Below are 25,999 nucleotides of genomic sequence, written 5' to 3'. Positions count from 1 at the left end.
AATGACACCGTGCGGTTATCGTCGCCGAACATCAACCTGGCGGTCCTTCGCGATCCCGCCTTCCGGCTGCTCGCTTCGGCGCAGCTCGGCTTCGTGCTGGGCGAGCAGGTTCTCGCGATCGCCGTCACCGTCTCGGTGCTCAATGCCGGGGGTGACGCGTCCGCGGTCGGCTCCGTGCTCGCCGCCAAGGGCATCGCGTCGTTGAGCCTGCTCCTGGTGGGGGGCGTCTGGTCCGATCGCCTTCCCCGGCGGCGGATATTGATGATCATGCTCGCCGTGGACGCCGTCGCGGCGGTCGTCCCGGTCCTCGTCCTCGGGCAGCGTCCTTCCGCCTGGTTATTGGCAGCCGTTCTCTTCGCCGTCGGCGCGGCGGAGTCGTTCATCCGGCCCGCCTTCAACGCCATGCTGGCGTGCACGCTGACGGAAGATCAGCGCGTGTCCGGCCGGGCCCTCATCAACATCTGTACGCGCCTGGGCGTCATCGCCGGGCCCGTGGTCGGCACCCAACTGGCGGGCGGCGGCGAGTTTCTCCCGTTCGTGCTGGCCGGGGTCGTCTTCGCGGGCGGCGCGGCGCTGTTCCGCCGGGTGCCGGAACCACCGTGGACGCCGGTGAGACGCCGGTCGCTGCTGGGTGAGGCGCTGCTGGGATTCGCCGAGGCGGGGCGCCGGCCGTGGTTGTCGGCCCTGCTCCTGTTCTCCCCGGTCAGCCTGATGTTCGTGATCGCCCCGAGCCAGGTGCTCCTGCCGCTGATGAGCCGGGAGACGTTCGGGTCGTACGCGGCGTACGGCACGGCGCTCGCGTTCTACGGCGCCGGCGGTCTGATCAGCAGCATCACGATGATGGCCTGGCAGCCGCGGCGGCCGGGCATCGTGGCCATGTGGTCGATGTCCCTGTACGCGCTGGTCCCGCTGGCGCTCCTTTTCGCCCCCTCTGTCTGGGTGCTCTTCTGCTGTTATCTCGTGGCCGGATTCGGGGTCGAGACGTACGCCCTCACCTGGGACGTCGCGATGTACCGGGAGGTGCCCGACCATCTGATCGGGCGGATCACCTCGCTGGCCTGGCTCAGCACGTTCGGCCTCATGCCCTTCGGCCAGGCGCTGACCGGGCCGCTGACGAACCTCATGGGCGACCACGCCGTTCTCCTGGGCGCGGCGGCGCTGGTGCTGGTGATACCGCCCTGCCTGCTCCTCGTCCGGGGGATGGCCGGGATGCGCGGCACCCGTACACCGAGGGGGGACGGATGAGCAGCCGCGCTCAGACCTCGGTCGCGGGATCGGTCCGGTACGCGCGCCAGAGCGTGATGTCGTAGCCGATGCCCAGGAGGGCGCCGACGATGAGGGGCGCGCCCAAGGTCACCAGGGTGCCCGTGAGCAGGGTCGTGGCGGCGAGCGGGCTGATGGACACGGCGATGCTCCGCGCCAGGCTGGTCATGCTGGCCGCGGTCGTCCGGTAGGCCGGGGGAACGACGGCGGCGGTGAAGGCCTGCCGGGCCGGTACGTCGATCTTGGAGACGGTCTGGCGGAGCAGCAGCAGCGCGACCGCGCCGCCCAGGGTCGGGGCGAACGGGATGCCGGCCAGCAGCAGGTTGGCGGCCAGGTGCGGGAGCAGCATGGCGGCCAGCAGCCCGCGCCGGGCGGCCAGCAGGGGCGCGGTGAGCTGGGCGAGGGCCGGAAGCAGGTTGGCGGCGAAGAACACCAGGCCGAGCTGCGCGGTGGTGGCCCCGTAGCGGTGGGCGAACCACCAGGCCAGGACGGCCTGGACGGCCATCCCGCCGGAGAAGGCGTCGAGGGCGAACAGCGCGGCCAGGCGGCGGACCGGCCCCGGCACCCGTACCCGCGGCCCGGTCTGGCACCTCTCCATAGACGCTGCCTCGGCCTCCGGTGAGAGGCACCAGAACAGCAGTACAGTGCCGGCGGCGAGCAGCGCGTACATCGCGAAGGCGGCGTCGGCGGCCGACACCCACGGCTGGAACGACAGCGCGGCGGCGGCCAGCCCGCCCAGGGCGCCGGCCGCCATGGCGGTGACGTTGTAGCAGGTGAAGAGGAGCGTGTGCCGGACCGGGTCGCAGGTCTGGGCGAGGATGGACTGCTCCACCCCGGAGAACGGGGTGTTGTCGTTGGTGGACGGCGAGATCGTGCCGATGAAGGCGGCGGCGAGCAGGACGGGATAGGACTCACTGACCGCGAACGCGAGGCCGGCGACGGCCATCAGGCAGCCGCAGGCGATCAGCGTGCGCCGGCGTCCCCAGCGGTCGGCGAACAGGCCCAGCACCAGGCTGGCGAGCACCGAGCCGGCCGCGGCCACGGCCAGGAGCAGGCCGGTCTGCCAGGGTTCGGCGCCGTCCTGGGCGAGCAGCTCGGCCAGGAGCACGCTGGTGCATCCGTAGCCGAAGGTCCGCAGCGCCCGGGCGGCCATGATGAGCCGCCCGTTGCGTCCCACTTCGCGCAGAAAAGGGGTTCTGACCTGGGTGTTCGTCATGCGGCATCATCGCGCGGTCGGCTGTGCGGCCGGGCGGCAACGCCTATAGATCTTCCTGCGGGCCCCTGCGGTGGGCCGATCATCGGAACACGCCGGTGTGGCCGAGGGAGTGGCGTCCGGGCTGGGGGTAGATGCACAGGCCGTGCGGCCCCCGGCCGACCTTGATCTTGTGGAGCAGTTTTCCGGTCATGGTGGATAGGACATAGACGACTCCGTCGTACCTTCCGGACCCAGAGTTGTTTGCCGTCCGCCGACACCCCGCCCATGTCGGGCGAGCCGCCGCCTGGGATCCGCCACTGTTCGACCACCTTGCGGGTGGCGAACGAGACGACGGAGACCGTCCCCTCGCCCCTGTTGGAGACGTAGAGCCGCCGCGAGTCCCGGCTGACGTACAGGCCGTGCGCCCCCGCGCCGGTGCGCAGGAAGCCCACCCGCCGGAACGTGGTGGCGTTGATGATCCACACGCCGCCCGCCATCATGTCGGCGACGTAGAAGCGCCGTCCGTCGGAGGAGAGCTTGACGTCCTGCGGCATGTTGCCCGACCCCACACCGATCACCTTCTTCACGCGGTGGCGCTGCCAGTCGATGGCCACGATCTGGCCGGAGAACTCGCAGCTGGCCAGGAAGACGGATCCGTCGGCGGTGAAGTCGCCGTGGTTGATGCCTCTGCAGGGCATGTCGAGGGAACGGATCAGGCGCATCGTGTGCGGGTCGCGGAAGTCGAGGCGGTTGTTGCGTTCGGCCATGACCAGGGCGTACGAGCCGTCGGGGGTGAAGTACAGGTTGTACGGATCGTCCACGGGCACCGGCTTGCCGGGGCGGCCCGTGACCGGGTTGATGGGGACGAGCTGGTTGCCCTGGTTCTCGTTGATCCACAGCGTCTTCAGGTCCCAGGAGGGCACCACGTGCTGCGGCAGGGCGCCGACCCGGAAGCGGCGCACGACCCGGTAGGTCCGCGGGTCGATGACGTCCACCGTGTCCGACTCGCTGTTGGGGACGTACACGCGAGGGGTCAGCTTCGCGACCCGCGGGCTCAGCATCCCCGGCCGGTCGTGGGCGTAGACGTCGGTCGGGTGTGCGGCTACCGGCGCGTGCCGGTGCGGTCGCGGCTTCAGCGGCAGCGGCTTCGGCGGTGGCGCGGCGGCGTGGTCGGCCACCATGGGAGCGGGGGGCGAACCGCAGGAAGCGGCGGCGACGGCGACCGCTCCCAGCATGATCGTCATCCTCGGCAGTCGCATGCGCCACAGCCTAGGAAGGCGTTCGGCAGCGCCGGGCGACGTCTGGGTCAGAGTTGCGTCAGGAATTCACGGTGGTTGTCAGCCGTCTGCGGGGATATTCGGAACATGCTGGAAGTTGCGCTCGAAGAGGCAAGGAAGGGATTCGCCGAGGGTGGCGTACCCGTGGGGGCGGCGCTGTTCGGGGCGGACGGCACACTGCTGGGCCGGGGCCGCAACCGCAGGGTCCAGGACGGCGACCCGTCGGTGCACGGCGAGACCGCCGCGTTCCGCGACGCCGGGCGGCAGCCCACCTACCGGGGCACGACCATGGTCACCACGCTGTCGCCCTGCTGGTACTGCAGCGGCCTGATCCGCCAGTTCGGCATCCCGCGTCTCGTCGTGGGGGAGTGCCGGACCTTCATGGGCCAGCACGAATGGCTCGCCCGGCACGGCGTGGAGGTGGTGGTGCTCGACTCCCAGGAATGCGTCGACCTCATGACCGCCTTCATCGCCGCCCATCCCGCGCTGTGGAATGAGGACATCGGGAAATGAGCCCCGTTCTCGGCCGCCGGGCCTGGCAGGCTGGCGACCATGGGATTCGGGGTTCGTCAGTTCGAGCTGACCTTGATGCATCGGATGCGTGATCTCAACGCCGAGAGGGTGGAGGACGCGCTCATGGACATGGGCGCGTCCCGGGCCGAGCTTCGCGCCGCGCACACGCAGTGGACGAAGATGGCCCACTCCGTCCGTACCAGGAAGGGTCTGGCCGCGTTGCGGACGATGCTCGGCCCGCCGCCGTACGAGGGCACGACACCGGTCGGGAGCCTGACCTGCCGGGTGGCTCGGTGGGCGCTGCCGTCCTGGCCGGACCTGGAGTTCGAGGTGCTGCTCGGGCCTGATGGCGCGATATGGAACCAGTGGTTCGTCCGGCCCCACGGCGACAAGGCGCTGGCCTTCGTGGACCTGGTTCCGTGGGGGTGCGTCGTCGGCGACGTCGTGACGAGTTTCCCGGGGGCCGCTCAGGGTGAGGGCTCGGCGCCGCAGCATTGGGTGGTCGACTTCGCCCACGAGGGCACGGACTATCGGGCCCGTTTCGTGTACGGCCTGTTCCAGCGGCTCGACCGGGCCTGACCGGGGCGCGCCGCGTGACGCGCCGGTCGTCGCCTGACCGCCCTTATAGCAGCCCTTATCCGGCTAAATGGCGTATGTGGGGATGAAGGAGGGAATCCAATGGTCAGCCCCTTCTCGCTGCGACGTGCTCGACGTGACGGTTGTCGCCGGAGCAACCGCCTGGCTGCAAGGGGACCATGACCGTGACTTCCCGACAACGCTCCGCACACCGAACCGCCCGGCCGCACGAGTCCGCCGTGCCGCATGCGTCCGCCGTGCCGCACGAGTCCGCCGTGCCGCATGCGTCCGCCGTGCCGCACGAGTCCGCCGTGCCGCATGCGTCCGCCGGGTCCGGTGCGTCCAGGGTCTCGGTGGTGATCGCCACCATGAATCGGGCCGGCCGGCTGCTGAGAACCCTCTCCGTCCTCGAGCGGCTGCCCGAGCGGCCGCCGGTGCTGGTGGTGGACAACGGGTCCACCGATGGCACCGTCGCCGCGGTCGCCCGCGAACATCCCGGGGTGCGGGTCATCTCCCTGCCGGAGAACATCGGCTGCGGCGCACGTAACGTGGGCGTGGCCCGCGCGGACACCGGCTACGTGGCTTTCGCGGACGACGACTCCTGGTGGGCGCCCGGAAGCCTGGCGCGCGCCGCCCGGCTGCTGGATGAGCATCCCCGGTTGGCGGTGGTGGCGGCGCGCATGCTGGTCGGCCCGCAAGAGAGCCTGGACCTGGTCTCCTCGGAGATGGCGGCCGGTCCACTGCCCGCGCGGGCCGATCTGCCCGGTCCGCCCGTGCTGGGCTTCCTGGCCTGCGGGGTGGTGGTGCGCCGTGCGGCGTTCCTGGCCGTCGGCGGCTTCGACGCGCGACTGATGATCGGCGGGGAAGAGGAGCTGCTCGCGATCGACCTGGTGAGCGCGGGGTGGGGTCTGGCATACGTGGACGACGTGGTCGCCCACCATCACCCGCTGCCCAGGCTGGACTCGCAGCTGGCGGCCCGCCGTCGGATACAGGCGCGCAATGCCCTGTGGACGGCGTGGCTACGGCGCCGGCTGCCGGGGGCGGTGCGCCGCACGGTCCGGCTCGGCCGCGACGTCCGGCACGATGCGGCGGTTCGGGCCGGCTTTCTGGATGCCGTACGCGGGGTGCCGTGGGTCCTGCGTTGCCGCAGACCGGTCACCCCCGGACTGGAAGCGGACCTGCGCCTGATGGAATCGGCCGCTGAAGGGTCACCGGCGCCGGCCGTCTCAACCGGGTAGTGTCTCGCCGCCGATCGGGGCCAGGATCTCGCCGGTGTAGTAGGACGACAGCCGTTCGGCCGCGAAGAAGACGTACGAGGGCGCGATCTCGTCCGGATCGGCGGCCCGTTTCATCGGTACCTGCTTGCCGAACTGCTCGACCTTCTCCTTCGGCATCGTCGCGGGGATCAGCGGGGTCCAGACGGGGCCCGGTGCGACGGCATTGATCCGGATGCCCCGATCGACGAGATTCTGCGCCATCGAGTAGGTGAAGGCGTTGATCGCGCCCTTGGTCGTGGCGTAGTCGATGAGCGACTTGTTGCCGCGCAGACCGTTGATCGACGAGGTGTTGATGATCGCGGACCCTCTGCCGAGGTGGGGCAGAGCCGCCTTGGTGACGTGGTAGTAGCTGTGGATGTTGACCGCGAAGGTGTGCTCCCACTGCTCCTCGGTCAGCTCCTCCAGCGAGTCGACCGGCGCCTGGTAGGCCACGTTGTTGACCACGATGTCCAGCCCGCCCAGCTCGGCCACCGTCTGCGCGACGATGGACGCGCAGTGTTCGCGCTCGGCCAGGTTGCCGGGGAGCAGCACGCAGCGCTGTCCCGTCTCCTCCACCAGTTTCCTGGTGTGGGCGGCGTCCTCGTGCTCACTCAGGTAGGCGATGGCGACGTCGGCCCCCTCCTTGGCGAAGGCGATGGCCACCGCGCGGCCGATGCCCGAGTCGCCACCGGTGATCAGCGCGCGTTTGCCCTTCAGCAGGTCGCTGCCGGTGTAGTCGCGCATCTCATCACGCGGCTCGGGGGCCATCTCCCCGGTATGTCCGGGATAGGGCTGGTTCTGGGCAGGTGGCGTACTGTCTGGTTGCTCGGGCATGGCCCCCGAATGCCCGCGCTCGGGTACGGATAACGTCTGTCGGTCGTATATTTCTGGCCTGAAGGCTGTAGGTGGAAGAGTAAGAACCTCTTCGGCTACGCCCACAGATGACCGTGCTCGACCGCTTCCCCCGGATCCGGGCGTTCGGCGATCCTGGACCCGTGGACAGCGGTCGCCGAGAGGCGTGGGCGATGATGTCTGCTGCGCATACATGAGCGAGTGCGTACATGAGCGAGTGCGGGAAGCGAGCAGGGAAGGAGGTGGCCGTGAGCGAGACCGGACGCCGGCTGCCCGCGCGGGCCTCAGCGGTCGTCATCGGGGGTGGCGCCATGGGCGTCAGCTCGGCCTACGCGCTGGCCGCGGCCGGAGTCACCGACGTGGTCCTGGTCGACAAGGGGCCGCTGGGTTCCGGCTCGACCTCCAAGGCCGCCGGGGGAGTGCGGGCGCAGTTCTCCGACCGGGTCAACGTCCAGCTCGCCGTACGCAGCCTGGAGACGTTCGACACCTTCGCCGCCCGGTTCGGGCAGGAGATCGACCTGCACAAGGTGGGCTACCTGTTCCTGCTCGACTCGCCCGAGGCCGTGGCGGAGTTCGAGAAGAACGTCGCGATCCAGAACGACCTCGGCGTGCCCAGCAGGATGATCTCGGTGCGCGAGGCCGCGGAGCTGTCGCCGCTGATCGACACCGACGGCCTGCTCGCCGCCGCCTACTCGCCCACCGACGGCCACTGCACGCCCGAGTCCGTGGTGCTCGGCTACGCGGGCGCGGCCCGCCGGCTCGGCGCGCGGCTGCTGCCGAACTGCGCCGCGACCGGCATCGAGACGCTGGACGGCCGCATCGTCGCCGTCCAGACCGAGGGCGGCCGCATCGAGACCGACACCGTGATCTGCGCGGCCGGCGCCTGGTCACGTCCCGTAGGCGACTGGGTGGGCGTCGATCTGCCGGTGAGCCCGCTGCGCAGGCAGATCCTGATCACCGAGCCGATCTCTGACCTGCCGCCCACGACGTTCACCATCGACTTCGGCACCACGTTCTACTTCCACCGCGAAGGTCCCGGCCTGCTGCTGGGCATGTCCGATCCGGACGAGACACCGGGCTTCAAGTTCGACCGGTCCGACGCCTGGCTGCCGAGGCTGGGCGAGGCCATGGCCCGCCGCGCCCCGGCCCTGCTGGAGACCGGCATCGCCACCGGATGGGCCGGCCTGTACGAGGTGACGCCGGACCACAACGCGCTCATCGGGACCGCCCCGGACGTCGACCGGTTCATCTACGCCACCGGTTTCTCCGGCCACGGCTTCCTGATGAGCCCGGCCGTCGGCGAGGTGGTCCGCGACCTCTACCTCGACCGGACGCCGTTCGTCGATGTCACCGGCTTCGACGCCGGCCGCTTCGCCCTGGCCGGGGCCAGGCCGGAGCTCAACATCGTCTGAACGGCGGCACACCGTACGGGCGGGCGGCGGACGTCAGGCCGGGTGACCGGGCCCCTAAGCTGGCCACATGGGTATGGTCGGGACGGTCGGGCTGGTGTTGCATCCACGGCGCGACTCCAAAGAGGCGATCGACACCATTCTGCGCTGGGCCGCCGGCCGGGGCGTCACCGTCATGGGGCTCCCGGAGGAGGTCGGCCGGATCGACTGCAGCGCCGTGGCGGTCGACGTCGACACGCTGACCGAGCGGGCCGACCTGCTGGTGAGCCTCGGCGGTGACGGGACGATGCTGCGCACCATGCGGCTCATCGCCGGGCGAAAGACGCCGGTGCTGGGGGTGAACCTGGGGCGGCTGGGGTTCCTGGCCGAGATCGACATCGCGGAGTTGCCCGCCACGCTGTCCGCCATCGACGGGCACCGCTACACGATCGAGCCGCGCATGGCCGTGCGGACCAAGCTCGACGGGGCCGAGGAGCTGATCGCGTTCAACGACATCGCCCTGGTGCGCATCCCGGGCGACGGCATGGCCGCCGTCTCCGTCATGCCGGGTGACGATCCGTTCGTTCGCTACGCGGCCGACGCGGTGATCGTGGCCACGACCACCGGGTCCACCGCCTACAGCTTCGCCGCGGGCGGGCCGATCGTGTCGCCGCGGGTGGAGGCGCTGCTGGTCGTGCCCGCCGCCGCCCACTCCTCGTTCAACCGGGCGCTGGTCCTGCCCGCCGACGAGGAGGTGACGCTGGAGCTGCTGCCCACGAGCGGGCGGCTGGCGGTGGAGGTGGACGGGGCGGTGCTGGGGCATCTGTGTCCCGGTGACCGTGTCACGGTGGCCGCCCTGCCGGACGCGGCCCACGTGGTGCGGATGGGGACGACGTTCTACGAGCGGGCCCGGCGCAAGCTGCGGGTGGACGGCAGCGCCGAGGTCGACTGAGCATGAATGGGTACGGTGCCCTCCGCCGGGTAGGCGCCGAGGTATGGCGAGGCTGGTGGGCACGTCCGGGTGGCAGTACAAAGACTGGCGGGGCATCCTCTATCCGCAGGGGGTCCCGCAGCGCCTCTGGCTGGAGACGTACGCCGAGGCGTTTCCCACCGTCGAGAGCAACAACGCCTTCTACCGCCTGCCCTCACCCGAGTCCTTCGCCGGCTGGCGGGACCGCACGCCCGACGGGTTCGTGATGGCCGTCAAGGCCAGTCGGTTCCTCACCCACATCAAGCGGCTGGCCGATCCGGAGGAGCCGGTGGAGCGGCTGATGAACGCCGCCTCGGCGCTCAAGGACAAGCTCGGCCCGATCCTCCTGCAGTTGCCGCCGACCCTGAAGGCCGATCCGGCCCGGCTGGCCCGCTGCCTTGACTGCTTCCCGAAGCACGTGCGCGTCGCGGTCGAGCCCAGGCACCCGTCGTGGTGGACGGACGAGGTCCGCGAGATCCTGGCGGCCCGCGACGCCGCCCTGTGCTGGGCCGACCGGCTCGGCAGGCCGGTGAGCCCGTTGTGGCGCACCGCCGGCTGGGGATACGTGCGGCTGCACGAAGGGCGGGCCACCCCCTGGCCGTCGTACGGGGACACGGCGCTGAAGACCTGGGCCGGGCGGGTCAAGGAGGCCGGTTGGGGTGACGCCTACGTCTACTTCAACAACGATCCAGGGGGAGCGGCCGTGCGGAACGCGATCCGCTTTGCCAAACTCGTCTAGTGCATACCCGCCTTTATCGAAACGGTGTCCTGGAGAAGGAGGGCTTCCCGGTCGAGGAGGTCTCCGACTACTTGGAGGACGGGGCCAATACGGTCTGGTTCGACCTGTGCTCGCCGACGCCGGAGGACCTCGCCGTGGTCGGCGAGGAGCTCGGCCTGCACGAGCTCGCCGTCGAGGATGTGCTGTCCGACCACCAACGCCCGAAGGTGGACATCTACCAGAATCACCTGTTCATCACCGTCTACGGGGTGCACTTCGACGATGGGAGTCTCGATCCGGTCGAGGTCAACGCCTTCGTGACCAAGAACGCGCTGGTCACCGTCCGTGAGAGCGACCACTTCGACATCGGCGAGGTGGTCAAGCGGTGGGACGCGGCCAAGCGGCTGGCCGACCACGGGGTGGCGTTCCTGCTGCACGGCCTGCTCGACTACGTGGTCGACGGGCAGTTCGACCTCGTCCAGGAGTTCGACACCAGGGTGGAGAACCTGGAGGACCTGCTGTTCGAGGAGGCGCCGATCGACGGCAGGCAGTTGCAGCGGACCATGTACGACCTGCGGAAGAACATGGCCGCCTTCCGCAAGATCACCATGCCGATGCGCGAGGTCGTCGGCACCCTGCTCCGCCGCGACCAGGAGCTGGTCGCCGACCCGGTCATGATCCCCTACTACGAGGACGTCTACGACCACGTGGTGCGTGTGACGGAGTGGACCGAGTCGCTGCGCGATCTGCTGGCCAACATGCGTGAGACGCGCCTGGCCCAGCAGGGTTTCCGGCTGAACGAGATCATGAAGCGGGTCACCAGCTGGGCTGCGATCATCGCGGTGCCGACCGCGATCACCGGCTTTTACGGCATGAACGTGCCCTATCCGGGCGCGGGTCACCCTTGGGGCGTCTGGGTGGCGTCGGCGATGGTGGCCGTGGCCTCGGTGGCGCTGTACGCGATCTTCAAGAAGAAGGACTGGCTGTAGGCGCGGGGGCGCGGCTGGCAGTCGGATACCTCGGTGTGTACGTGTACGCACTGATATAAAGAACCGTGGCCGAGATCACCCTGAACGTCCGCCAGCTGCAGGCGTTCGCCGAAATCGGCTACCAGGCGGCGGGCGGCGGCGGTGGTGGCGCGTGCGGTGCGATGGCCGCGCTGCGCCGGGTGGTCCCGGTCGACGCCTACGAGTTCGTCGCGTTCGACCCGGCCAGCGGGCGGCACCACAGCGTCGTCTCCGACGGCCACCGGCGCATCGACGGCGACGCCGCCGAGGAATACACCGGGCTGGAGGTCTACCGCACGGCGATGGCCACGCGGGCGCCGGTGCCGATGCCAGAGCCCGGCACCGAGCGCTATTTCCGCCGCCATCTCGCCCCTTACGGGTGGCGCGCCGGTCTGACCACGCCGCTGTTCCTGGCCGAGGGCCGCTACACGGGCCTGCTGCACCTGGCGGCCAGAGAGGCCTTTCCCGAGCTCACCGGCTCGCTGGTCGCGGCCGTGGCGCCCATGCTGGCGCATGTCACGGACCTGACCCGGTGTGTGATCGACCCGGTGGGCTTACCGGCCGGGTTCCTCGCGGCCGCCTTCGACCGGCTGGGCGTCCGCCGCGAGGTCCCCGGCGTCGACAGATCGGCGGCTTTGTGGGACGAACCGGCCATCGCGGGGCTCGCCCGCGCCTTCATCGACTCACGCGAGCTGAGCCGCCGAGGTCTCTGGCTCGACCGCGACGGCCGCTGGCACGAGGTGCGGGTGCTGCGGGCCGGCGTCGGGTTCCAGGGCTCGCTCCAGGGCGCGGTGGTGGCCGAACGCCCGTGCTCCCTGCCGTACGAGCTGACCGGCAGGGAGGTGGACGTGCTCACGCGGGTGGCCGCCGGCGACTCCAACCCGCAGATCGCCGCCGCCCTGGTGCTCAGCGTCCGCACCGTGACGACCCATCTGGAGCACATCTTCGCCAAGCTGGGTTGCGACAGCCGCACCCGCCTCACCACCAAGGCCCTCGCCGAGGGGTTGTGCCGCCTCGACGTCTAGCCGGCTAGGAGATCTTGCCCAGACCGCGGGCGAGGATGGTGGCGGTGTCGGCGATGACCTTCTCGTCGTTGGCGGCGTCGGCGGCCGGGCGGTTGGTGTAGATCGCCAGGATGATGGGGGCGGCACCCTTCTTGGGCCAGGCGATGGCGATGTCGTTGGCCGTCCCGTACGTCGGGCCGGTGCCGGTCTTGTCGCCGATCGTCCAGGTCTTGGGCAGGCCGGCGCGGATGCGGGCGCCGCCGGTCGTGTTCGCGATCAGCCAGCCGTTCAGCGTCTCCCGGTCCTTGGCGGTGAGCGCGTCGCCGGTCGTGACCTTCCCGAGGTCGCGGGCCACGGAGGCGGGCGTGGTGGTGTCGCGCCTGTCCTTGGGGGTCCAGTCGTTGAGCTCGGTCTCCCAGCGGTCCAGGCGGGAGATCGGGTCCTTCAGCGTACGGAAGTAACGGGTCAGGCCCGCCGGTCCGCCGATCTGCTTCAGCACCATGTTGCCGGCGGTGTTGTCGCTGTAGGTGATCGCCGCCTTGCACAGCTCGGCGACGGTCAGCCCGTCCTTCACGTGCTTCTCGGTGACCGGCGAATTCGGCTTCAGGTCGTCGGCCGTCCAGTGGACGACGCGCTCCATCAGCCCTGGGTCAGAGGTGCGGGCCTTGTGCAGCGCGGCGGCGGAGACCATCGCCTTGAAGGTGGACAGCAGCGGGAAACGCTCGCCCGACCGGTAGACGATCGTCTTCCCCGTGGCCGTGTCCAGGGCGTACGCGCCGATGCGGCCCTTGAAGGACACCTCCAGCGCGCGCAACTCCTTCCGGGCGGCGGCCTGGCCGTCGCTCACCTCCTGCGACGGCGCGGTCGCGGCCGAGGCGGTGCCTGCTCCGTAGGCGCCGCCCGCCAGGAGGGAGACCGTCAGCGCGGTCGCTTGCAGTGCGGCCGTGAGGCGGCGGGGGTGTCGCATGCCATGTCCTTGCTCTCGTCCGTCAGAGGAGAGGAGCACAGCAGATCGAGTCGGGCGATGTCCAATATCGATATGGAGAAGGGATCTATATCGGTAGACGCATGATCACAGGTCAGACGGCCTCCGCCGACCGCTGCGCGGGGATCATCACCAGCCGCAACTCGAACCACACGGACGTCGCGCCGTTCTCGCGGACGAACCCCCATCGGTGGCTGAGCGTCTCGATCAGCGGCAGGCCGCGCCCGCTCGTCGCCTGCGTTCCGGTACGGCACGCGCACGGGGGCCCGCTCGAACCCCCGTCCTTCACGAGCACCCGCACCAGAGACTCCGCGGCGCGCACCGACACGGTGAACGAGCCGCCGTCGCCCGAGCGGGAGTGCAGGATCGCGTTCGTGGCCAGCTCGCTGGTGAGCAGCACGCAGTCGTCGTACAGCGGGTGATCGCGCCCGAGCGCCGCCGTCACCAGCCCCCTGGCCCGCGCCACCTGGGACGGAATTCCCGGGAACCGTACGACGAGCGGCTCCTCGCCCTCTTCTTCCACTTGGTGAAAGTCCGGCAGTGCCACGGCGACCTCCCCGATTACGGCGACGTCATGAGACGCGCCAGAGGGGTGCGGGAGATTATCGCGAAAAGGTAGGAATGCCCTTTCCCATGGTCGCCTGCGCGACCGTGCGGGCGGACCGAGTACGCTGCGATCGACGAGTCGACTAGGAGGGGTGCCTGCGTGAGCAGCCTGGAGGCCGTCTGGGTGCAGCCGTACGCTCACCCGGGGGCGGCGTTCGTGACCGGAGTCTTCGACATCCTGCACGTCGGGCACGTGCGTTATCTGGGTGCCGTCGCCGAGCGCGGGCTGCCGCTGGTCGTCGGCGTGGAGGACGACCCGCGCGTGCGCGCGTGGAAGGGGCCGACGCGCCCGTTCAACCCGGCCGCCGAGCGCGCCGAGGTGCTGGCCGCGCTCCGCTTCGTGAGCGGGGTGTTCATCGTGACCGGGCCCTCGGCGGCACACGGCCCGGAGGACTACATCGACCTGCTCGCCCCCATGCAACCCGGCGCGCTGGCGCACACCGCGGGCGACCCGCACGCGGGCGGCCGATGCGCCGCGGCCGCGCTGCTGGGCGCCGAATGCTGGGAGCTGGAGGCCATCCCCAATCGCTCGACCACCAGGATCGTCAACGCGGCGGGCAAGGGCTGACCCCTCTTTGAAGGCCGGCCCTTTCAAGATCGCGTAGTCTTTGCTGGCATGACGGTCGATCTGGTAGCGAAGCGGGTGACGGACCTGCTGGCCCCGCAAGTGCTGGTGATCACCATGCCCCCGGCCGTGGGGCTGATCGCGCACGGCTGGAGCGGCGCCGCGTGGGGCCTGGCGGCCTCGGCGCTGTGCGGCGGCGTGCCCGCCGCGGTGATCGCGCTGGGGGTCCGCTCGGGGCGGCTGGACTCCCACCACATCGTCGACCGGACCCGCCGCACCGGACCACTGCTGGCCGCCGTCGCCGCCGTACTGGTCGCCCTGGTGCTGCTCGTGGCGCTGGGCGCGCCGACGCTGCTGGTCGCCACGGTGACCGCGATGCTCGTCGCCCTGGCCGTCACCGTGCCGGTCACGATGCGCTGGAAGATCTCCTTCCACGCCGCCGTCTGCGCGGGCACCGTGGTGGTGCTCGCCCATGTCCTGCCCGCCGTGCCGACCGGGCTGGCCGGGGCGGCCGTGGTGGCGCTGGTGTGCTGGGCCCGGGTACGGCTGACGCACCACACGTGGGCGCAGGTGGCGGCCGGGGCACTGGTGGGCGTGGCGTCGACGTGGGCGACTCTGGCGGCGTTCGGCATCTGACAGTTCGGCATCTGACACGGGGGAATAGTGGTGGCTTCATAGGGGTTGCCGCGTGCATGGAAGCCACGAACCGCGGCCGGGTGCGTGTCGAGCGCTCCGCCAAGCGTGTCAGGACCTACCTCGGCGGCCGGGCGGTGGCCGACACCACCCAGGCCCTCCTGGTGTGGGAGGTGCCCTACTACCCGACGTACTACTTCCCGCTCTCGGACGTCGAGGAGTCGGCGCTCAAGCCGACGGGCACCACGAAACACTCGCCCAGCAGGGGAGACGGCGTCGTCTACACCGTCACCTCGGGAGGCGCGCAGGCCCCGGAGGCGGGGCTGGCCTACCCGGAGTCGCCGCTGGCGGACATTTGCGGGCACATCCGCTTCGAGTGGGACGCCATGGAAGCCTGGTTCGAGGAGGACGAGGAGGTCTTCTTCCACCCGCGCGACCCCTACACCAGGGTCGACATCCTGCCGAGTTCGCGGCACGTACGCGTCGAGGTCGACGGCGTCACGGTGGCCGACTCGCACAGCCCCCGCATCCTGTTCGAGACGGGCCTGCCGGCCCGTTACTACCTGCCCAAGACGGATGTACGGCTCGACCTGCTCGAACACACCGACACCGCCACCAACTGCCCGTACAAGGGGACGGCGGAGTACTGGACGGTCAACGGCGGCAAGGACCTCGCCTGGTCGTACCGGACGCCGCTGCCGGAGAGCCAGCGGGTCGCGGGGCTGATCGCGTTCTACAACGAGAAGCTCGACATCTACCTCGACGGCGAGCTCCAGGAGCGACCGAAGACCAAGTTCGGCTGACGTGCCCCGGTCGACCCACTGGAGTGGCCTCGGCAGGCCCGCTCTCCCCGCTGGAGCGGCCTCGGCAGGCCCGGTCGGCCGCTCCAACGGGTGTGCGGTAGGGCTGCTGGGTTATGACGGCCGGATTCGGTAGGCCCGGATGACCGTCTGCTCCACCGTGTTGCCCGCTTTGTCCACCGCTCGGGCGCGCAGGGACACGAAACCGTCTCCAGCCGGGTGCCGCAGGACGATCGCCGGCCCGTTGATGCCGGCCGGGTCCCGCGGGGCGGCCGCCGAACCGTGGATCTCGGCCCTGGCCCAGGTGGCGCCGTCGTCGTAGGAGACCTCCACCGACAGCTTCTTGACGGGGCGGGCGGTGCTGCCCGCCAGCGGCTGAACGGTCACCGGCACGGTGAAGCGCCGCCCGGACGGGGCGGAGTTCTCGGCGTCGAGGGCGGGACTGAAGCGCACGACCGAGACGGGCAGCCGCGCGGGCGTGTCGCCCGTGACGTGGCCGGACCGGAACGTCCACACCGGACACGCGCGTGGACAGCGTCGCGGGCGCACCGCGCTCGCTCTCGGCGACGAGGCGGTAGGCGGCCTCCCGTGCGGGCACGGTGAAGCTCGTCTCGATCTCCGGCCGCTCGCCCACGAGGGCGCCGCCACGGTAGAGGGCCGTGCGCTGCGTCGCCCGGGAGGAGTAGCCGAGCGACCCCCTGGCATCGCCGTACATGAGCAGGTCGGTCGAGATGGCGTCGCCGGTGCGGCTGACGCCCTCCGATCCCTGCGCGCCGGCCCAGGGCAGGGCGGGCGCGAAGACGCCGCGGTTCCAGTCCTCCGCGTACGTCCGCCCGGACCGGTAGACGGCGAGGGGCGACTCGAAGCGGTTGACCCGGCCGTCGGGGGCGTACTCGAACAGGTAGCGCTGCCAGCGGATGCCGTCGTCGGTGTTGACGTACTCGACCTAAGGATCGTGGTCCTGATCTGCCATCTGCCTTTGGGCAGCCGCAGAGTGGCCGGCCCCTCGGGCTCCTCCAGGTCGATCGGCGTCTGGTGGGCGTCCAGCCGGTACAGCGTCGTGTAGCTCTGGGTGGCCGGCCGGCCGTTCCTGTCGGTGTGCCTGATGGTGAGGTCGTAGCTCTCGATCTCCTTGTCGACCCCGACCGGCGTGCTGAGGGTCAGGTCGCCGGCGCCGGTGGCGACGACGTGCCCGCCGAGGAAGCCGTCGGGCCCGCCGGCGCGGGTGTCGGAGGTGACGGTGGCCTCGGCCTGGCCGTCCGCGGGGACGGTCAGCGCGGTGGGCGTGACGCTGAAGGACTTGTCGCCGCGCACCTCCAGGCGCAGGGTCACCGGCTGCTGCCGGTGGTTGCGGTAGACGACCTTCTTGCTGACCGGCTGGTCGTCGTCGTGCGGCCACGCCTGCCGTCCGAAGCCGAGACCGGGCGGTTCGGCGGTGACGGCCTGGCTCGTGCCGCGGGCGGCGTCGACGAGCCCGGCGCCCTGCGCGAAGACCCCGATCCCCGGCAGCGGCCGGGCGGTGCCCATGAGGGCCACCTTGAGCGTGTCGCCCTTCCAGCCGGGATGCGCCCCGGCCAGCAGCGCCGCGACACCTGTGACGTGCGGGGCGGCCATGGAGGTGCCGGACATGGCCATGTAGGAACCGTCGCCGGGGCTGTCCTTGCCGCGGGCCGCGGTGATGTCCACGCCGGGGGCGGTGATGTCCGGCTTGAGGCCGTCATCACCGGCCCGCGGCTGGCGAAATCGGCCTGCTCGCCGGACTTGCTGACGGCCCCGACCGCGAGCGCGGCGTCGGCGGTGGCGGGTGAGGTGAGTGTGCGATCGGCCCCGTAGTTGCCGGCCGCCACGACGAACAGGACGCCGTAGCGCTCGCTGAGCGTCTGAACGGCCTCCTCCATCGGGTCGGTTCCAGGGGTGTCCGGGTGCCCGAGGCTCATGTTGACGACTCTCGCGCCCTGCTCGGCCACCCACTGCATGCCCGCCAGGATGGCGGAGTCCGTGCACCACTGCGACTCGCACACCTTGCCGTCCAGCAGCGTCACATCGGGCGCGACGCCACGGTACCTGCCGCCCGAGGCGGCGCCGCTGCCCGCGATGGTGGAGGCCACGTGGGTGCCGTGCCCGATCACGTCGCGTTCGTCCGGGTCATCGGTGAAGTCGGCCCGCGCCGCGACTCGTCCGGCGAGGTCGGGATGGGTCGCGTCGATCCCGGTGTCGAGGACCGCCACCTTGCTCCAGCAGCCCGGTCACGTCGAACAGCCGGGGGTCCAGCCGTCCGGCGCGGACCAGCGGCGCGGCGTCGACGGGTAAGACGCGAAGCCGCCCCCGCGCTTCGTCGGTGAGGAAGGTGGCCTTCTCCCTGCCCGCGCCCGGCTCGACGATCGCGCTCGTCGGGCTGGTCACCGTCACCTTGTCGCCGGTGACCAGCGTGACCGTCCGCACGCCGGTCGCCACCCGGTCGCCGGTCGCCACCTGGCTGCCGGTCACCGCCCGGTCGCCGGCCTCCGCGTCCGCCTGTGGCTGGACGATCATGGCCGCGGCGAGTACGGCGATGTCGGCCCACCTTGTCGTTCTCCGCACCCAGTTCTCCGATCATTGAGGAGATATCACCAGGTAGTGGCCGGTGATCGGCATTTGTTACCGAGCCTGACAGGAGGCTCTGTGGGCGACTACACGTGCGTGTAGTACGCTTTCTCATTGCGTAGCCAGATATACGTACGGATAGGCGTCGGAAACAGGCCTGATCGGGCCGCTGACGCTCGGATCCGGTGCACGGCGCCGCGAACAAAGGGTCGGCGCCCACGAGAAAGGCTCATGATGACGGCTCCCATCTCAGTGAGCGGTCTGGTCAAGACGTTCGGCCGCACCAGGGCGCTGGACGGGCTCGACCTGACCGTGAACACCGGCGAGGTGCACGGTTTCCTCGGACCGAACGGTGCCGGGAAGAGCACCACGATCCGGATCCTGCTGGGCTTACTGCGCGCCGACGCGGGCACCGCCCGGTTGTTCGGCGGCGACCCGTGGGACGACGCGACCAGACTGCATTCCCGGCTGGCCTACGTGCCGGGAGACGTCACGCTCTGGCCTGGCCTGTCCGGCGGGGAGGTCATCGACCTTCTCCTGCAGTCGCGTGGCGGCGCCGACCGTGCCCGACGTCAGGAGCTGATCGAACGCTTCGACCTGGATCCCGGGGTCAAGGCCCGCGCCTACTCCAAGGGCAACCGGCAGAAGGTGGCGCTGATCGCCGCCCTCGCCTCCGACGCCGAGCTGCTCATCCTCGATGAGCCCACCGCGGGCCTGGACCCGTTGATGGAGGCGGTCTTCCGCGACGTCGTTCGCGAGACGCGGCAGCGCGGCGACCGTACCGTGCTGCTGTCCAGCCACATCCTCACCGAGGTCGAGGAGCTGTGTGACCGGGTCACCATCATCCGCGACGGCCGGACGATCGACACCGGCACTCTGCCCGACCTGCGCCACCTGACCCGCACCTCCGTCCAGGCCGAGCTCTCCGCCTCTCCCGACCGGCTCGGCGGGCTCGGCGAGCTGCCGGGAGTGCACGACGTGCGGATGGAGAACGGGCTGGTGCGCTTCGACGTCGAGGCCGACGCGCTCGCCCCGGCGCTGCGGTGCCTCGCCTCGCTCGGCGTCCATAGCCTCCTCAGCCAACCGCCCACGCTCGAGCAGGTGTTCCTGCAGTACTACGACAGGGCCGGCGCGACGCGCGCGGAGGCGAGCCGATGAACGCGCTCACCGGGACGGCTCGGTCGGCACGGCTGGCGCTGCGCCGCGAACGGAGCATCGCGCCGTGGTGGATCATCCTGCTCGTCGCCTTGGCCCTGGCGCTGGTCTCCTACATCAACCGGAACATGCCCACCCCCGAGGTGATGGCGACCTACACCACGATGATCAACCGCAACAGCTTCTTCCGAGCGCTCGGCGGCGGCTTCGTCGTGCCTGACCTGGGCTATATGCAGGCCTGGCGCAGCGGCGGGTTCCTCTACGTGCTGAACGGGATGGCCGCCCTGATGGCCGTCGTCCGGTACACCCGCGCCGACGAGGAGTCCGGCCGGATGGAGCTGCTGCGCGCGGGTGTGCTCGGCCGCCAGGCTCCCCTGACCGCGGCCCTGCTGGTGGCGGGCGGGGTCAGCTTCGCCGGTGGCGCGGCGACCACGATCGCGCTGATCGGGATCGGACTCGATCCGGCCGGGTCGATCGACTACGGCGCGGCCATCACCATGGCCGGGTGGGTGTTCGGCGCCATCGCCGCCGTGGCCGCCCAGCTCGCGCAGAGCGCCCGTACGGCCAGAGTCATCGGCCTGTCCGTGCTCGGCCTCGCCTACATCCTGCGCTACGCCGGCGACGCCTCCGGACAGTACTGGATGAAGTACATCTCCCCGATCGGCTGGAGCCATCTGGTGGAGCCGTACTGGAGTGATCGTTGGTGGCTGCTGGCGATTCCGGCAGCGGTGACCGCGGCGCTGACGGCCATCGCCTACCACCTGGCCGGCCGCCGCGACCTGGGCGCCGGGCTGATCCATGAGCGTCGCGGGCCCGTGACCGCCCCCGGCCTGCGCGGCCCGATCAGCCTGTCGTGGCGGCTCCACCGCGGCCTGCTGATCACCTGGGCCGCCGGAATCGCCTGCTTCGCGGCGGCGGCCGGCGGCGTCAGCACCCTGGCGTACCAGTTCACCGAGGCACCCGGCGTCACGGTCGACAACCTGCTGAAGGCTTTCGGCGGCAGTACGGGAGGCGGGGCGGTCGACTTCGCGCTGTGGGCCATCATCCTGATCTTCGCCCACGTCATCGCGCTCTACCCGGTCCTCATGGTCCATCGGTTGCGCGCCGACGAGAGCGCCGGGCGCGCGGAGGTCGTACAGGCCACCCCGATGACCCGGCTGCGCTGGGCCGCCGGGCAACTGGTGGTGACCGGCCTTGGTACGGCGGCCCTGCTCGCCGTCGCCGGAGCCGTCTTCGGCACGTTCTACGCGTTCCTCGTCGGCGATCCCGCATCGGACATCGTCCGCATCCTCGCCGGCACCCTGGGCACCATCCCCGCCGCCTGGCTGGTCGGGGCGGTCTGCATGCTCGCCTACGGCGTGGTCCCGAGGGCCTCTGTAGCGATCGGCTGGATCACCTGGGTCGCGGTGGCGGTGCTGGGACGGGCGGCCGGCCCCCTGTACGGACTCTGGGGCGGAACTCCCTTCGAGCCCTTCCACTACATCCCCAACACCGTCGCCGGTGCCCCCTTCGACCCGGCACCCGCCCTCACCATGGTCGCGCTGTCGGCGCTGCTGCTCGGTGGCGGCCTACTCGCCCTCCGCCGCCGCGATTTCGGCTGAAGCCCCCATCGCCCTGTCCTCGTGGCCCCCGCTCTGTCAGCGCCCCCGCACCGCGGGCGCCACGGTGACGCCTATGCCCTTGTTCCGCAGTCGCTCCACGTGCTCCGCCGGCGTCCGCCAGTCCACGATGACCTGGTCGAAGTCGGTCAGCGGAGCGAGGGCGTGCAGGGCCCGGCGGTCGAACTTCGTGTGGTCGACGATCAGCAGGCGGGTGGCCGCCGACTCGAACATGGCGCGTTTGGTGTGAACCGTCTCCTCGGTCTGATGGAAGCAGATGTCGTCGGTGATGGCCGAGGTGGACATGATGACGATGTCGGCGCGCACCTCGCGGATCGCCGCGACGGTCATGTGCCCCATGAACGAATTGGCCCAGGGGTGGAACCGGCCGCCGAGCGCGATGAGGGTGAGGTCAGGTTCGCCGGAAAGGTCCTCGATGATGGGCAGGAAGTTCGTGATCACCGTCAGGGGGGCTTTGTCGGTGAGCAACGGAACGAGGTTGAGGGTCGTGGTGGAGTCGTCGAGGATGACGGCGTGGCCCGGCTCGATCCACGCGCAGGCGGCTCGGGCGAGCGCCGCCTTCTCGGCCTGCTGCCGACCGCGGCGGAACAGGTCGCTGGCCTCGACGAGGCTGGATGGCAGAGCGGTGACCACGCCCCGGGTCTTGCGGACGATCCCCCGGGCGACGAGCGCGTCGAGGTCGCGGTGGGCGGTCATCAGGCTGATCCCGTGCTTCTCCACGAGCGCCTCGATGCGGACCGAGCCATCCGCCATCACGTCGGCGGCGATGGCGCGCTGACGCGCGCGCTGCCGATCCAGGCGGCCCTCCGTGGGCGGCTCCTTCATCACGCCTCCAGCCGGATCCTGATGTGCCGCCTCCGACTATCTCGCATCCGGCCCTCCCGCGTGACCGGCCCGGGCGCCGATGCGCGCCAACTCGAGGAATTCCGCGACGTCCCACGCGGCCCGGCCGATGAACAGGCCGTCGGTTCCGGGTACGCCGAGCAACGCCGCCGCGTTGAGCCGGTTGACGCTTCCCCCATAGAGCACGGCCGCGACCCTGCCAGGCGACTCCCCATCCGGGCCGAAACGGGCGGCCAGCATCCCCATGACGGGGGCGATCTCGTACGGCAGTGCCTCGCGGCCGAGGTCGCCGATCGCCCAGACGGGTTCATAGGCGATGACGACCCGGTGCAGGTCGTGCGCGGCGAGCCTGGACAACGCGCGGCCCACCTGCCCGGCGACCCAGTCGATCTCTCCTCCTGCGGCGCGCACCTCGGCCGGTTCGCCGACGCACAGCAGCGGGGTGAGACCCGCCGCGATGGCGGCCTCGACCTTGAGCGCGACGGTGTCGTCGGTCTCGCCGAAGTACTCCCTGCGTTCGGAGTGACCGATCTCGACGAGCGTCGCGCCCGCGTCGGCGACCATCCCCATCGACACCTCACCGGTGTAGGCCCCGGCGGGCTCCCAGTGCGCGTTCTGGGCCCCGATGAGGACGGGGACGTCGGCGGGCAGGCGCTCGCGTACGGCGGCGAGCGCGGTATGCGCCGGGATGACGAAGGCCCGGACGCCGTCGAGCGCGCTCCGGGCGGCGACGAGCCCGTCGACGAACGCGCGTGCCTCGGCCAGCGTCTTGTTCATCTTCCAGCTGGTGCCGATCCACGTCCTGCCCGGCTGTCGATCGTCCGGCTGCCCACCGGTGCCGAGCCAGGTCTTGTCCGGCTGCTGACCGGTGCCGTTCCGCGTCATCGGTTCTCCTCGAGCTCGGCCCAGACGGCCGTCATCTTCTCCACCACGCGCTGGTGGCGCCGGTAGTTCGCCTCCTGCCGCGCCACGCCGCCAGGCTCGGGCTCGACGATCACGGGCTCCGTGCCGACCGCCGCGGCGGCCTCCGGCAGGTCGGCGTAGACGCCCGCCGCGATGCCGGCGAGCATGGCCGACCCGAGCGCGCCCGCCTCCCGTACGGTGCTCACGCCCACCGGCGCGGCCAGGGTGTCGGCGAACATCCGCACCCACCGCGCGCTGTTGGCGGCTCCGCCGGTGAGCCGGATGTCGGTGACGTCGAACCCCTCCCGCAGCGCGTCGACGTGGTGGCGGTGGTTGAAGACCACCCCTTCCATCACCGCGCGGAGCAGGTGGCCGCGCTCGTGCCACCCGCGCAGCCCGACGAAGGCCGCGCTCGCGTCCACCGGGTAGGGGGAGCCATAGAGGAAGGGCAGGTAAACCAGGTCGCTGGGGCTCGACTCGACCGAGCGGAGATCCTCCTCCACGAAGCCGAACGGCCGGCCGGCGGCACGCCCCGCCCGCAGGTCGCCGGCGGCGAGCCGGGTGGCGAACCACTCGAGGTTGGCCGCGCTCGACGGGGAGAGCGACATGTTCATCCACTGGCCGGGCACCACGAAGGAGCGGGCGTTCCACCGCTCGTCCACCTGCGCCGCGTCGGAGATGACCTCGTTGATGCTGAAGGTTCCGGCGATCATCGCGAGCTGGCCGGGGAGCACCGTACCCATGCCGATGGCTCCGCAGTCGACGTCATGCGCGCCCGACGCGACCGGGGTGCCCGGGACGAGACCGCAGCGCTCCGCCGCCGCGCCGGTGACCTCACCCGCGACCTCATGGGACCGGATCACCTCCGGCAGCAGGCGGAACAGCTCCTCGACGCCGAAGACGCGCAGTGTCTCGCGGTCGTACTCCTGGGAGTACACGTTGGTGAACGACAGGCTCGACTCCGTCGGGTCGGTGGAGAAGACGCCGGTGAGCCGGTGTTTGATGACGTCCTTGCCCGGCAGCGCGTAGGCCGTCCGGGCCAGGACGTCCGGTTCGTGGCGCAGCAGCCAGGAGAGCACCGAGACCGGTGAGCCCGGCCAGGGCTTCTGCCCGCTGAGCGGGAGGACCGCGTCGCTGTGACCGCTGCGCTCCCAGCCCGCGACCAGCCCGGCCGCGCGGGTGTCGAGGGAGAGGATGCCCGGCCGGGTCGGCCTGCCCCGCTCGTCGACCAGGTAGATCCCGTCCCCGTGGGAGGTGACCGCGACGCCGGCGACCTCCGCGGCTGGGACGCCGGCCGTGGCGACGACCTCCCGGATGACCGAGCAGGTCACCTCCCACAGCTCGTCCTGGTCGCGCTCGACGTGGTGGGGGAGGGGGTAGCTGTGCGGCACCCGCTGTGCGGCCTGGCCGATCTCACGGCCGCGCTCGTCGAAGAGCACGGCCTTGGTGACGGTGGATCCGGCGTCGATCCCGAGGAGGCAGCGTCCCATCTAGACCGCGGACCTCGGTTCGAGCTCGCGGAAGCGCCGGAGGTAGGCCAGGTAGGCGGCCTTCTGCCGGGCGGTCTCCGCCTCGTCCCAGTCGAGCTCGATGGCGCAGACGGCGGCGACCGCGTCCACGGCTCCCAGCCCGAGATCGGGCTCCAGACCGATCATGGTACGGCGGGCGAGCACGTCGGCGAGGCTGACGGCCTCCTCTTCCCTGATCGTGAAGACGACCTCGCCGGCCCGCAGGCCGATCGAGGGGGCGACAGTCTGGGAGAGGGTCTCGCGGGAGGTGATCAGGGCGGCGACCCGGGGGGCACGGGCGCCGTAGAGGCGCGCCAGCCGGCGCGCCTCGGCGGCCGGAAGCTCACTCTCCCGCTCGAACGCGCGCCCGAACTCCTCGGGCCCCCCGGGCGGCCTGCCGGGCAGGTTGAGCCCGCGGGTCCGCGATGCCATCTTCCTGTTCAGGCGTGTGCTCACCGCGTCGACGACATGCTCGGCGAGTGTACGGAAGGTGGTCAGCTTGCCGCCGACGACCGAGATCAGCCCGTCGAGCTCCGGGCGGTGGTCGTGCAGGATGTGCTTGCGCGTGATGTCTCTGGGATCGCCGCTCGGCGCGAACGGCAGGGGCCGGACACCTGTGTAGGTGTACAGGATGCTGTCCTCGCTCAGGTTCGCGGCGGGGAAGAGGCGGTTGGTCTCGGCGAGGATGTAGTCGATCTCCCCCTGGTCGGCTCCGGCCGTGCCGGGGTCGCCCTCGAACCGCTCGTCCGTGCTGCCGATGAGGTACCTGCCGAGCCAGGGGATCACCATGAGGGGACGGCCGTCGCTGAGCGCCTCGTAGTACATCGCGCAATCGGGCGAACCGGGAAACGGGTCCACGACGAGATGCGTGCCCTTGGTGCCGCCGATCAGCCGCTCGGGCGCGGGTAGCTTTGGCGTGGACAGCTTTGGCGTGGACAGCTTTGGCGTGGACAGCTCAGGCGTCGACAGCTCGGGTGTGGATGGGTCGGGCGTGAACAGCGAGCCGGAGAGCACGGAGTCGGCCCACGGCCCCGCCACGTTGACGGTGAAACGCGCCGAGACCTCGTGGACCGTGCCGGTGAGCACGTCGCGAACGCGGGCGCCGACCACGCGGCCGTGCTCGACACGCAGCCCGGTGGACTCGGCGTAGTTGAGGGTGGTGGCCCCGGCCGCGCGCGCGGCGAGCATGATCTCGACGGAGAGCCGCTCGGCGTACTCCACCTGCGCGTCGTAGTAGAACGCCGAGCCCTGGAGTCCGTCCAGCGAGAGGCCGGGCAGCAGGGCCGCGGTCTTCCGCCGCCCGTAGGTCCGGTGGGTCGGCAGCGACTTGTCGAAGGACAGGACGTCGTACAGCACCATTCCCGCGCGCAACGCGAAGCGGTGGTGGGCGTTGTTCCGGTAGAAGGGGAGCGCGAACCGGAGTGGCGCGACGAGGTGCGGCGCGTGGCGCAGCAGCCATTCGCGGTCCCGCAGCGACTCGCGAACGAGTCCCACCTCGAGTTTGTCCAGATATTTGAGCCCGCCGTGGATCATGCGAGACGACCACGACGACGTGCCGCTGCCCCAGTCTCCCTTGTCGATCACCAGCACCGACAGGCCTCGGTCGGCGGCGTCCCAGGCGATGCCCAGTCCGTTCACGCCACCTCCGATGACGAGCAGGTCGAAATCGTGCTGAAGGCGCTGGAGGAAGCGGTATCGGGAGCGGCTCATCACATTCCTGGGTGATCTTCTCATCTACTAATGAGATCGACTGCGTTATTTCTAACATGGAATTGCGAGG

General features: G+C 70.7%; 24 protein-coding genes and 1 pseudogene. 14 read left to right on the top strand and 11 right to left on the bottom strand.

Translation table 11 applies throughout. The annotated features are described in order from the left end of the window. The first annotated feature begins 9 nt into the window (after positions 1 to 9). Positions 10 to 1,245, top strand: coding sequence for an MFS transporter (locus AB0H88_RS42685; RefSeq protein ID WP_357654390.1), 1,236 nt, complete (start codon positions 10 to 12; stop codon positions 1,243 to 1,245). 10 nt (positions 1,246 to 1,255) lie between these two features. Here the strand turns inward: AB0H88_RS42685 and AB0H88_RS42680 are convergent, their stop codons facing one another. Both AB0H88_RS42680 and AB0H88_RS42675 read right to left on the bottom strand, forming a co-directional pair. Continuing rightward, entirely contained in the window at positions 1,256 to 2,479 is a 1,224-nt protein-coding gene (locus tag AB0H88_RS42680) for an MFS transporter (RefSeq protein WP_357654388.1), read from the bottom strand. After that, on the bottom strand, positions 2,476 to 3,717 hold the full coding sequence (locus AB0H88_RS42675; RefSeq protein ID WP_357654386.1) for a hypothetical protein: 1,242 nt from the start codon (positions 3,715 to 3,717) through the stop codon (positions 2,476 to 2,478). Before AB0H88_RS42675 ends, AB0H88_RS42680 begins: the two co-directional genes overlap by 4 nt. Before the next feature lie 105 nt (positions 3,718 to 3,822). Here AB0H88_RS42675 and AB0H88_RS42670 point away from each other — a divergent pair, with 105 nt between their 5' ends. The 3 genes from AB0H88_RS42670 (at position 3,823) to AB0H88_RS42660 (ending at position 6,062) form a co-directional block, all read left to right on the top strand. Continuing rightward, positions 3,823 to 4,248 carry a nucleoside deaminase gene (locus AB0H88_RS42670; protein WP_357654384.1) on the top strand — a complete coding sequence of 142 codons (426 nt, stop codon included), beginning with the start codon at positions 3,823 to 3,825 and terminating at the stop codon, positions 4,246 to 4,248. Positions 4,249 to 4,287: 39 nt separating this feature from the next. Further along, on the top strand, positions 4,288 to 4,827 hold the full coding sequence (locus tag AB0H88_RS42665) for a hypothetical protein (RefSeq protein ID WP_357654382.1): 540 nt from the start codon (positions 4,288 to 4,290) through the stop codon (positions 4,825 to 4,827). A 176-nt stretch (positions 4,828 to 5,003) separates the two neighbouring features. Further along, positions 5,004 to 6,062 (top strand): glycosyltransferase, encoded by a 1,059-nt coding sequence (locus AB0H88_RS42660; protein WP_357654380.1) that lies wholly within the window; start codon positions 5,004 to 5,006, stop codon positions 6,060 to 6,062. Here AB0H88_RS42660 and AB0H88_RS42655 read toward each other — a convergent pair. After that, positions 6,051 to 6,914, bottom strand: a complete 864-nt coding sequence (locus AB0H88_RS42655) for an SDR family oxidoreductase (protein ID WP_357654378.1) — start codon at positions 6,912 to 6,914, stop codon at positions 6,051 to 6,053. The genes AB0H88_RS42660 and AB0H88_RS42655 overlap by 12 nt on opposite strands. Positions 6,915 to 7,180: 266 nt before the next feature. Between AB0H88_RS42655 and AB0H88_RS42650 the strand changes: the two genes are divergently transcribed. The 5 genes from AB0H88_RS42650 (at position 7,181) to AB0H88_RS42630 (ending at position 12,040) form a co-directional block, all read left to right on the top strand. Then, the gene (locus tag AB0H88_RS42650) at positions 7,181 to 8,344 is read left to right on the top strand and encodes an FAD-binding oxidoreductase (RefSeq protein ID WP_357654376.1); all 1,164 of its coding nucleotides are present in this window, start codon (positions 7,181 to 7,183) and stop codon (positions 8,342 to 8,344) included. A 67-nt stretch (positions 8,345 to 8,411) separates the two neighbouring features. Next, positions 8,412 to 9,272, top strand: a complete 861-nt coding sequence (locus AB0H88_RS42645) for an NAD(+)/NADH kinase (RefSeq protein ID WP_357654375.1) — start codon at positions 8,412 to 8,414, stop codon at positions 9,270 to 9,272. Positions 9,273 to 9,315: 43 nt separating this feature from the next. Further along, on the top strand, positions 9,316 to 10,029 hold the full coding sequence (locus AB0H88_RS42640) for a DUF72 domain-containing protein (protein ID WP_357654373.1): 714 nt from the start codon (positions 9,316 to 9,318) through the stop codon (positions 10,027 to 10,029). Then, positions 10,029 to 10,997, top strand: coding sequence for a magnesium transporter CorA family protein (locus tag AB0H88_RS42635; RefSeq protein ID WP_357654371.1), 969 nt, complete (start codon positions 10,029 to 10,031; stop codon positions 10,995 to 10,997). Before AB0H88_RS42640 ends, AB0H88_RS42635 begins: the two co-directional genes overlap by 1 nt. A 65-nt stretch (positions 10,998 to 11,062) precedes the next feature. Further along, positions 11,063 to 12,040: a LuxR C-terminal-related transcriptional regulator gene (locus AB0H88_RS42630; RefSeq protein WP_357654369.1), complete on the top strand. Its 978-nt coding sequence runs from the start codon at positions 11,063 to 11,065 to the stop codon at positions 12,038 to 12,040. 4 nt (positions 12,041 to 12,044) lie between these two features. Here AB0H88_RS42630 and bla read toward each other — a convergent pair whose 3' ends face one another. Both bla and AB0H88_RS42620 read right to left on the bottom strand, forming a co-directional pair. After that, positions 12,045 to 12,986 (bottom strand): class A beta-lactamase, encoded by a 942-nt coding sequence (gene bla / locus AB0H88_RS42625; protein WP_357654367.1) that lies wholly within the window; start codon positions 12,984 to 12,986, stop codon positions 12,045 to 12,047. A gap of 112 nt (positions 12,987 to 13,098) precedes the next feature. Further along, entirely contained in the window at positions 13,099 to 13,551 is a 453-nt protein-coding gene (locus AB0H88_RS42620) for an ATP-binding protein (protein WP_357654365.1), read from the bottom strand. A gap of 159 nt (positions 13,552 to 13,710) precedes the next feature. On the opposite strand from AB0H88_RS42620, the gene AB0H88_RS42615 reads away from it, so the two are divergent. Genes AB0H88_RS42615 through AB0H88_RS42605 form a run of 3 tightly spaced genes read left to right on the top strand, consistent with a single transcriptional unit; the run spans position 13,711 to position 15,611 of the window. Further along, on the top strand, positions 13,711 to 14,178 hold the full coding sequence (locus tag AB0H88_RS42615) for an adenylyltransferase/cytidyltransferase family protein (RefSeq protein WP_357654364.1): 468 nt from the start codon (positions 13,711 to 13,713) through the stop codon (positions 14,176 to 14,178). A gap of 48 nt (positions 14,179 to 14,226) precedes the next feature. Further along, on the top strand, positions 14,227 to 14,811 hold the full coding sequence (locus tag AB0H88_RS42610; RefSeq protein ID WP_357654362.1) for a hypothetical protein: 585 nt from the start codon (positions 14,227 to 14,229) through the stop codon (positions 14,809 to 14,811). Positions 14,812 to 14,867: 56 nt separating this feature from the next. Further along, complete coding sequence (locus AB0H88_RS42605) at positions 14,868 to 15,611, top strand: DUF427 domain-containing protein (RefSeq protein WP_357654361.1); 744 nt, start codon at positions 14,868 to 14,870, stop codon at positions 15,609 to 15,611. Between the two features lie 111 nt (positions 15,612 to 15,722). On the opposite strand, the pseudogene AB0H88_RS42600 reads toward AB0H88_RS42605, so the two are convergent. Both AB0H88_RS42600 and AB0H88_RS42595 read right to left on the bottom strand, forming a co-directional pair. After that, a pseudogene (locus tag AB0H88_RS42600) lies at positions 15,723 to 17,836 on the bottom strand (S8 family serine peptidase). After that, on the bottom strand, positions 17,754 to 18,188 hold the full coding sequence (locus AB0H88_RS42595) for a hypothetical protein (RefSeq protein ID WP_357654359.1): 435 nt from the start codon (positions 18,186 to 18,188) through the stop codon (positions 17,754 to 17,756). Before AB0H88_RS42595 ends, AB0H88_RS42600 begins: the two are co-directional and overlap by 83 nt. Before the next feature lie 237 nt (positions 18,189 to 18,425). Between AB0H88_RS42595 and AB0H88_RS42590 the strand changes: the two genes are divergently transcribed. Further along, a complete protein-coding gene (locus AB0H88_RS42590) occupies positions 18,426 to 19,349 on the top strand; it encodes an ABC transporter ATP-binding protein (protein ID WP_357654411.1) in 924 nt (307 codons plus the stop codon). Beyond that, a complete protein-coding gene (locus AB0H88_RS42585) occupies positions 19,346 to 20,947 on the top strand; it encodes a polyketide antibiotic transporter (protein ID WP_357654357.1) in 1,602 nt (533 codons plus the stop codon). The genes AB0H88_RS42590 and AB0H88_RS42585 overlap by 4 nt, the downstream gene beginning before the upstream one ends. A gap of 36 nt (positions 20,948 to 20,983) precedes the next feature. Here AB0H88_RS42585 and AB0H88_RS42580 read toward each other — a convergent pair whose 3' ends face one another. Genes AB0H88_RS42580 through AB0H88_RS42565 form a run of 4 tightly spaced genes read right to left on the bottom strand, consistent with a single transcriptional unit; the run spans position 20,984 to position 25,929 of the window. Beyond that, a complete protein-coding gene (locus AB0H88_RS42580; protein ID WP_357654356.1) occupies positions 20,984 to 21,790 on the bottom strand; it encodes a DeoR/GlpR family DNA-binding transcription regulator in 807 nt (268 codons plus the stop codon). A gap of 36 nt (positions 21,791 to 21,826) precedes the next feature. Then, entirely contained in the window at positions 21,827 to 22,693 is an 867-nt protein-coding gene (locus AB0H88_RS42575) for a triose-phosphate isomerase (protein ID WP_357654354.1), read from the bottom strand. Continuing rightward, entirely contained in the window at positions 22,690 to 24,201 is a 1,512-nt protein-coding gene (locus AB0H88_RS42570) for an FGGY-family carbohydrate kinase (RefSeq protein ID WP_357654352.1), read from the bottom strand. The genes AB0H88_RS42575 and AB0H88_RS42570 overlap by 4 nt, the downstream gene beginning before the upstream one ends. Beyond that, positions 24,202 to 25,929 carry a glycerol-3-phosphate dehydrogenase/oxidase gene (locus AB0H88_RS42565; RefSeq protein ID WP_357654350.1) on the bottom strand — a complete coding sequence of 576 codons (1,728 nt, stop codon included), beginning with the start codon at positions 25,927 to 25,929 and terminating at the stop codon, positions 24,202 to 24,204. Positions 25,930 to 25,999 lie beyond the last annotated feature (70 nt).

Origin of the sequence: Nonomuraea sp. NPDC050680 (assembly GCF_040654555.1) — a bacterium.
Lineage (GTDB): Bacteria > Actinomycetota > Actinomycetes > Streptosporangiales > Streptosporangiaceae > Nonomuraea.
The sequence above is the reverse complement of the archived record's forward strand: the minus strand, read 5'-3'. Positions and strand labels throughout refer to the sequence as shown.

Bases quoted from the DNA above. Each gene is read 5' to 3' on its own strand.
- AB0H88_RS42675 (WP_357654386.1), bottom strand. From the start codon at position 3,717: ATGCGACTGCCGAGGATGACGATCATGCTGGGAGCGGTCGCCGTCGCC.
- AB0H88_RS42585 (WP_357654357.1), top strand. From the start codon at position 19,346: ATGAACGCGCTCACCGGGACGGCTCGGTCGGCACGGCTGGCGCTGCGC.
- AB0H88_RS42660 (WP_357654380.1), top strand. From the start codon at position 5,004: ATGACCGTGACTTCCCGACAACGCTCCGCACACCGAACCGCCCGGCCG.
- AB0H88_RS42605 (WP_357654361.1), top strand. From the start codon at position 14,868: ATGGAAGCCACGAACCGCGGCCGGGTGCGTGTCGAGCGCTCCGCCAAG.
- AB0H88_RS42665 (WP_357654382.1), top strand. From the start codon at position 4,288: ATGGGATTCGGGGTTCGTCAGTTCGAGCTGACCTTGATGCATCGGATG.
- bla (WP_357654367.1), bottom strand. From the start codon at position 12,986: ATGCGACACCCCCGCCGCCTCACGGCCGCACTGCAAGCGACCGCGCTG.
- AB0H88_RS42610 (WP_357654362.1), top strand. From the start codon at position 14,227: ATGACGGTCGATCTGGTAGCGAAGCGGGTGACGGACCTGCTGGCCCCG.
- AB0H88_RS42565 (WP_357654350.1), bottom strand. From the start codon at position 25,929: ATGAGCCGCTCCCGATACCGCTTCCTCCAGCGCCTTCAGCACGATTTC.
- AB0H88_RS42570 (WP_357654352.1), bottom strand. From the start codon at position 24,201: ATGGGACGCTGCCTCCTCGGGATCGACGCCGGATCCACCGTCACCAAG.
- AB0H88_RS42580 (WP_357654356.1), bottom strand. From the start codon at position 21,790: ATGAAGGAGCCGCCCACGGAGGGCCGCCTGGATCGGCAGCGCGCGCGT.
- AB0H88_RS42670 (WP_357654384.1), top strand. From the start codon at position 3,823: ATGCTGGAAGTTGCGCTCGAAGAGGCAAGGAAGGGATTCGCCGAGGGT.
- AB0H88_RS42575 (WP_357654354.1), bottom strand. From the start codon at position 22,693: ATGACGCGGAACGGCACCGGTCAGCAGCCGGACAAGACCTGGCTCGGC.
- AB0H88_RS42590 (WP_357654411.1), top strand. From the start codon at position 18,426: ATGACGGCTCCCATCTCAGTGAGCGGTCTGGTCAAGACGTTCGGCCGC.
- AB0H88_RS42680 (WP_357654388.1), bottom strand. From the start codon at position 2,479: ATGACGAACACCCAGGTCAGAACCCCTTTTCTGCGCGAAGTGGGACGC.
- AB0H88_RS42640 (WP_357654373.1), top strand. From the start codon at position 9,316: ATGGCGAGGCTGGTGGGCACGTCCGGGTGGCAGTACAAAGACTGGCGG.
- AB0H88_RS42655 (WP_357654378.1), bottom strand. From the start codon at position 6,914: ATGCCCGAGCAACCAGACAGTACGCCACCTGCCCAGAACCAGCCCTAT.
- AB0H88_RS42645 (WP_357654375.1), top strand. From the start codon at position 8,412: ATGGGTATGGTCGGGACGGTCGGGCTGGTGTTGCATCCACGGCGCGAC.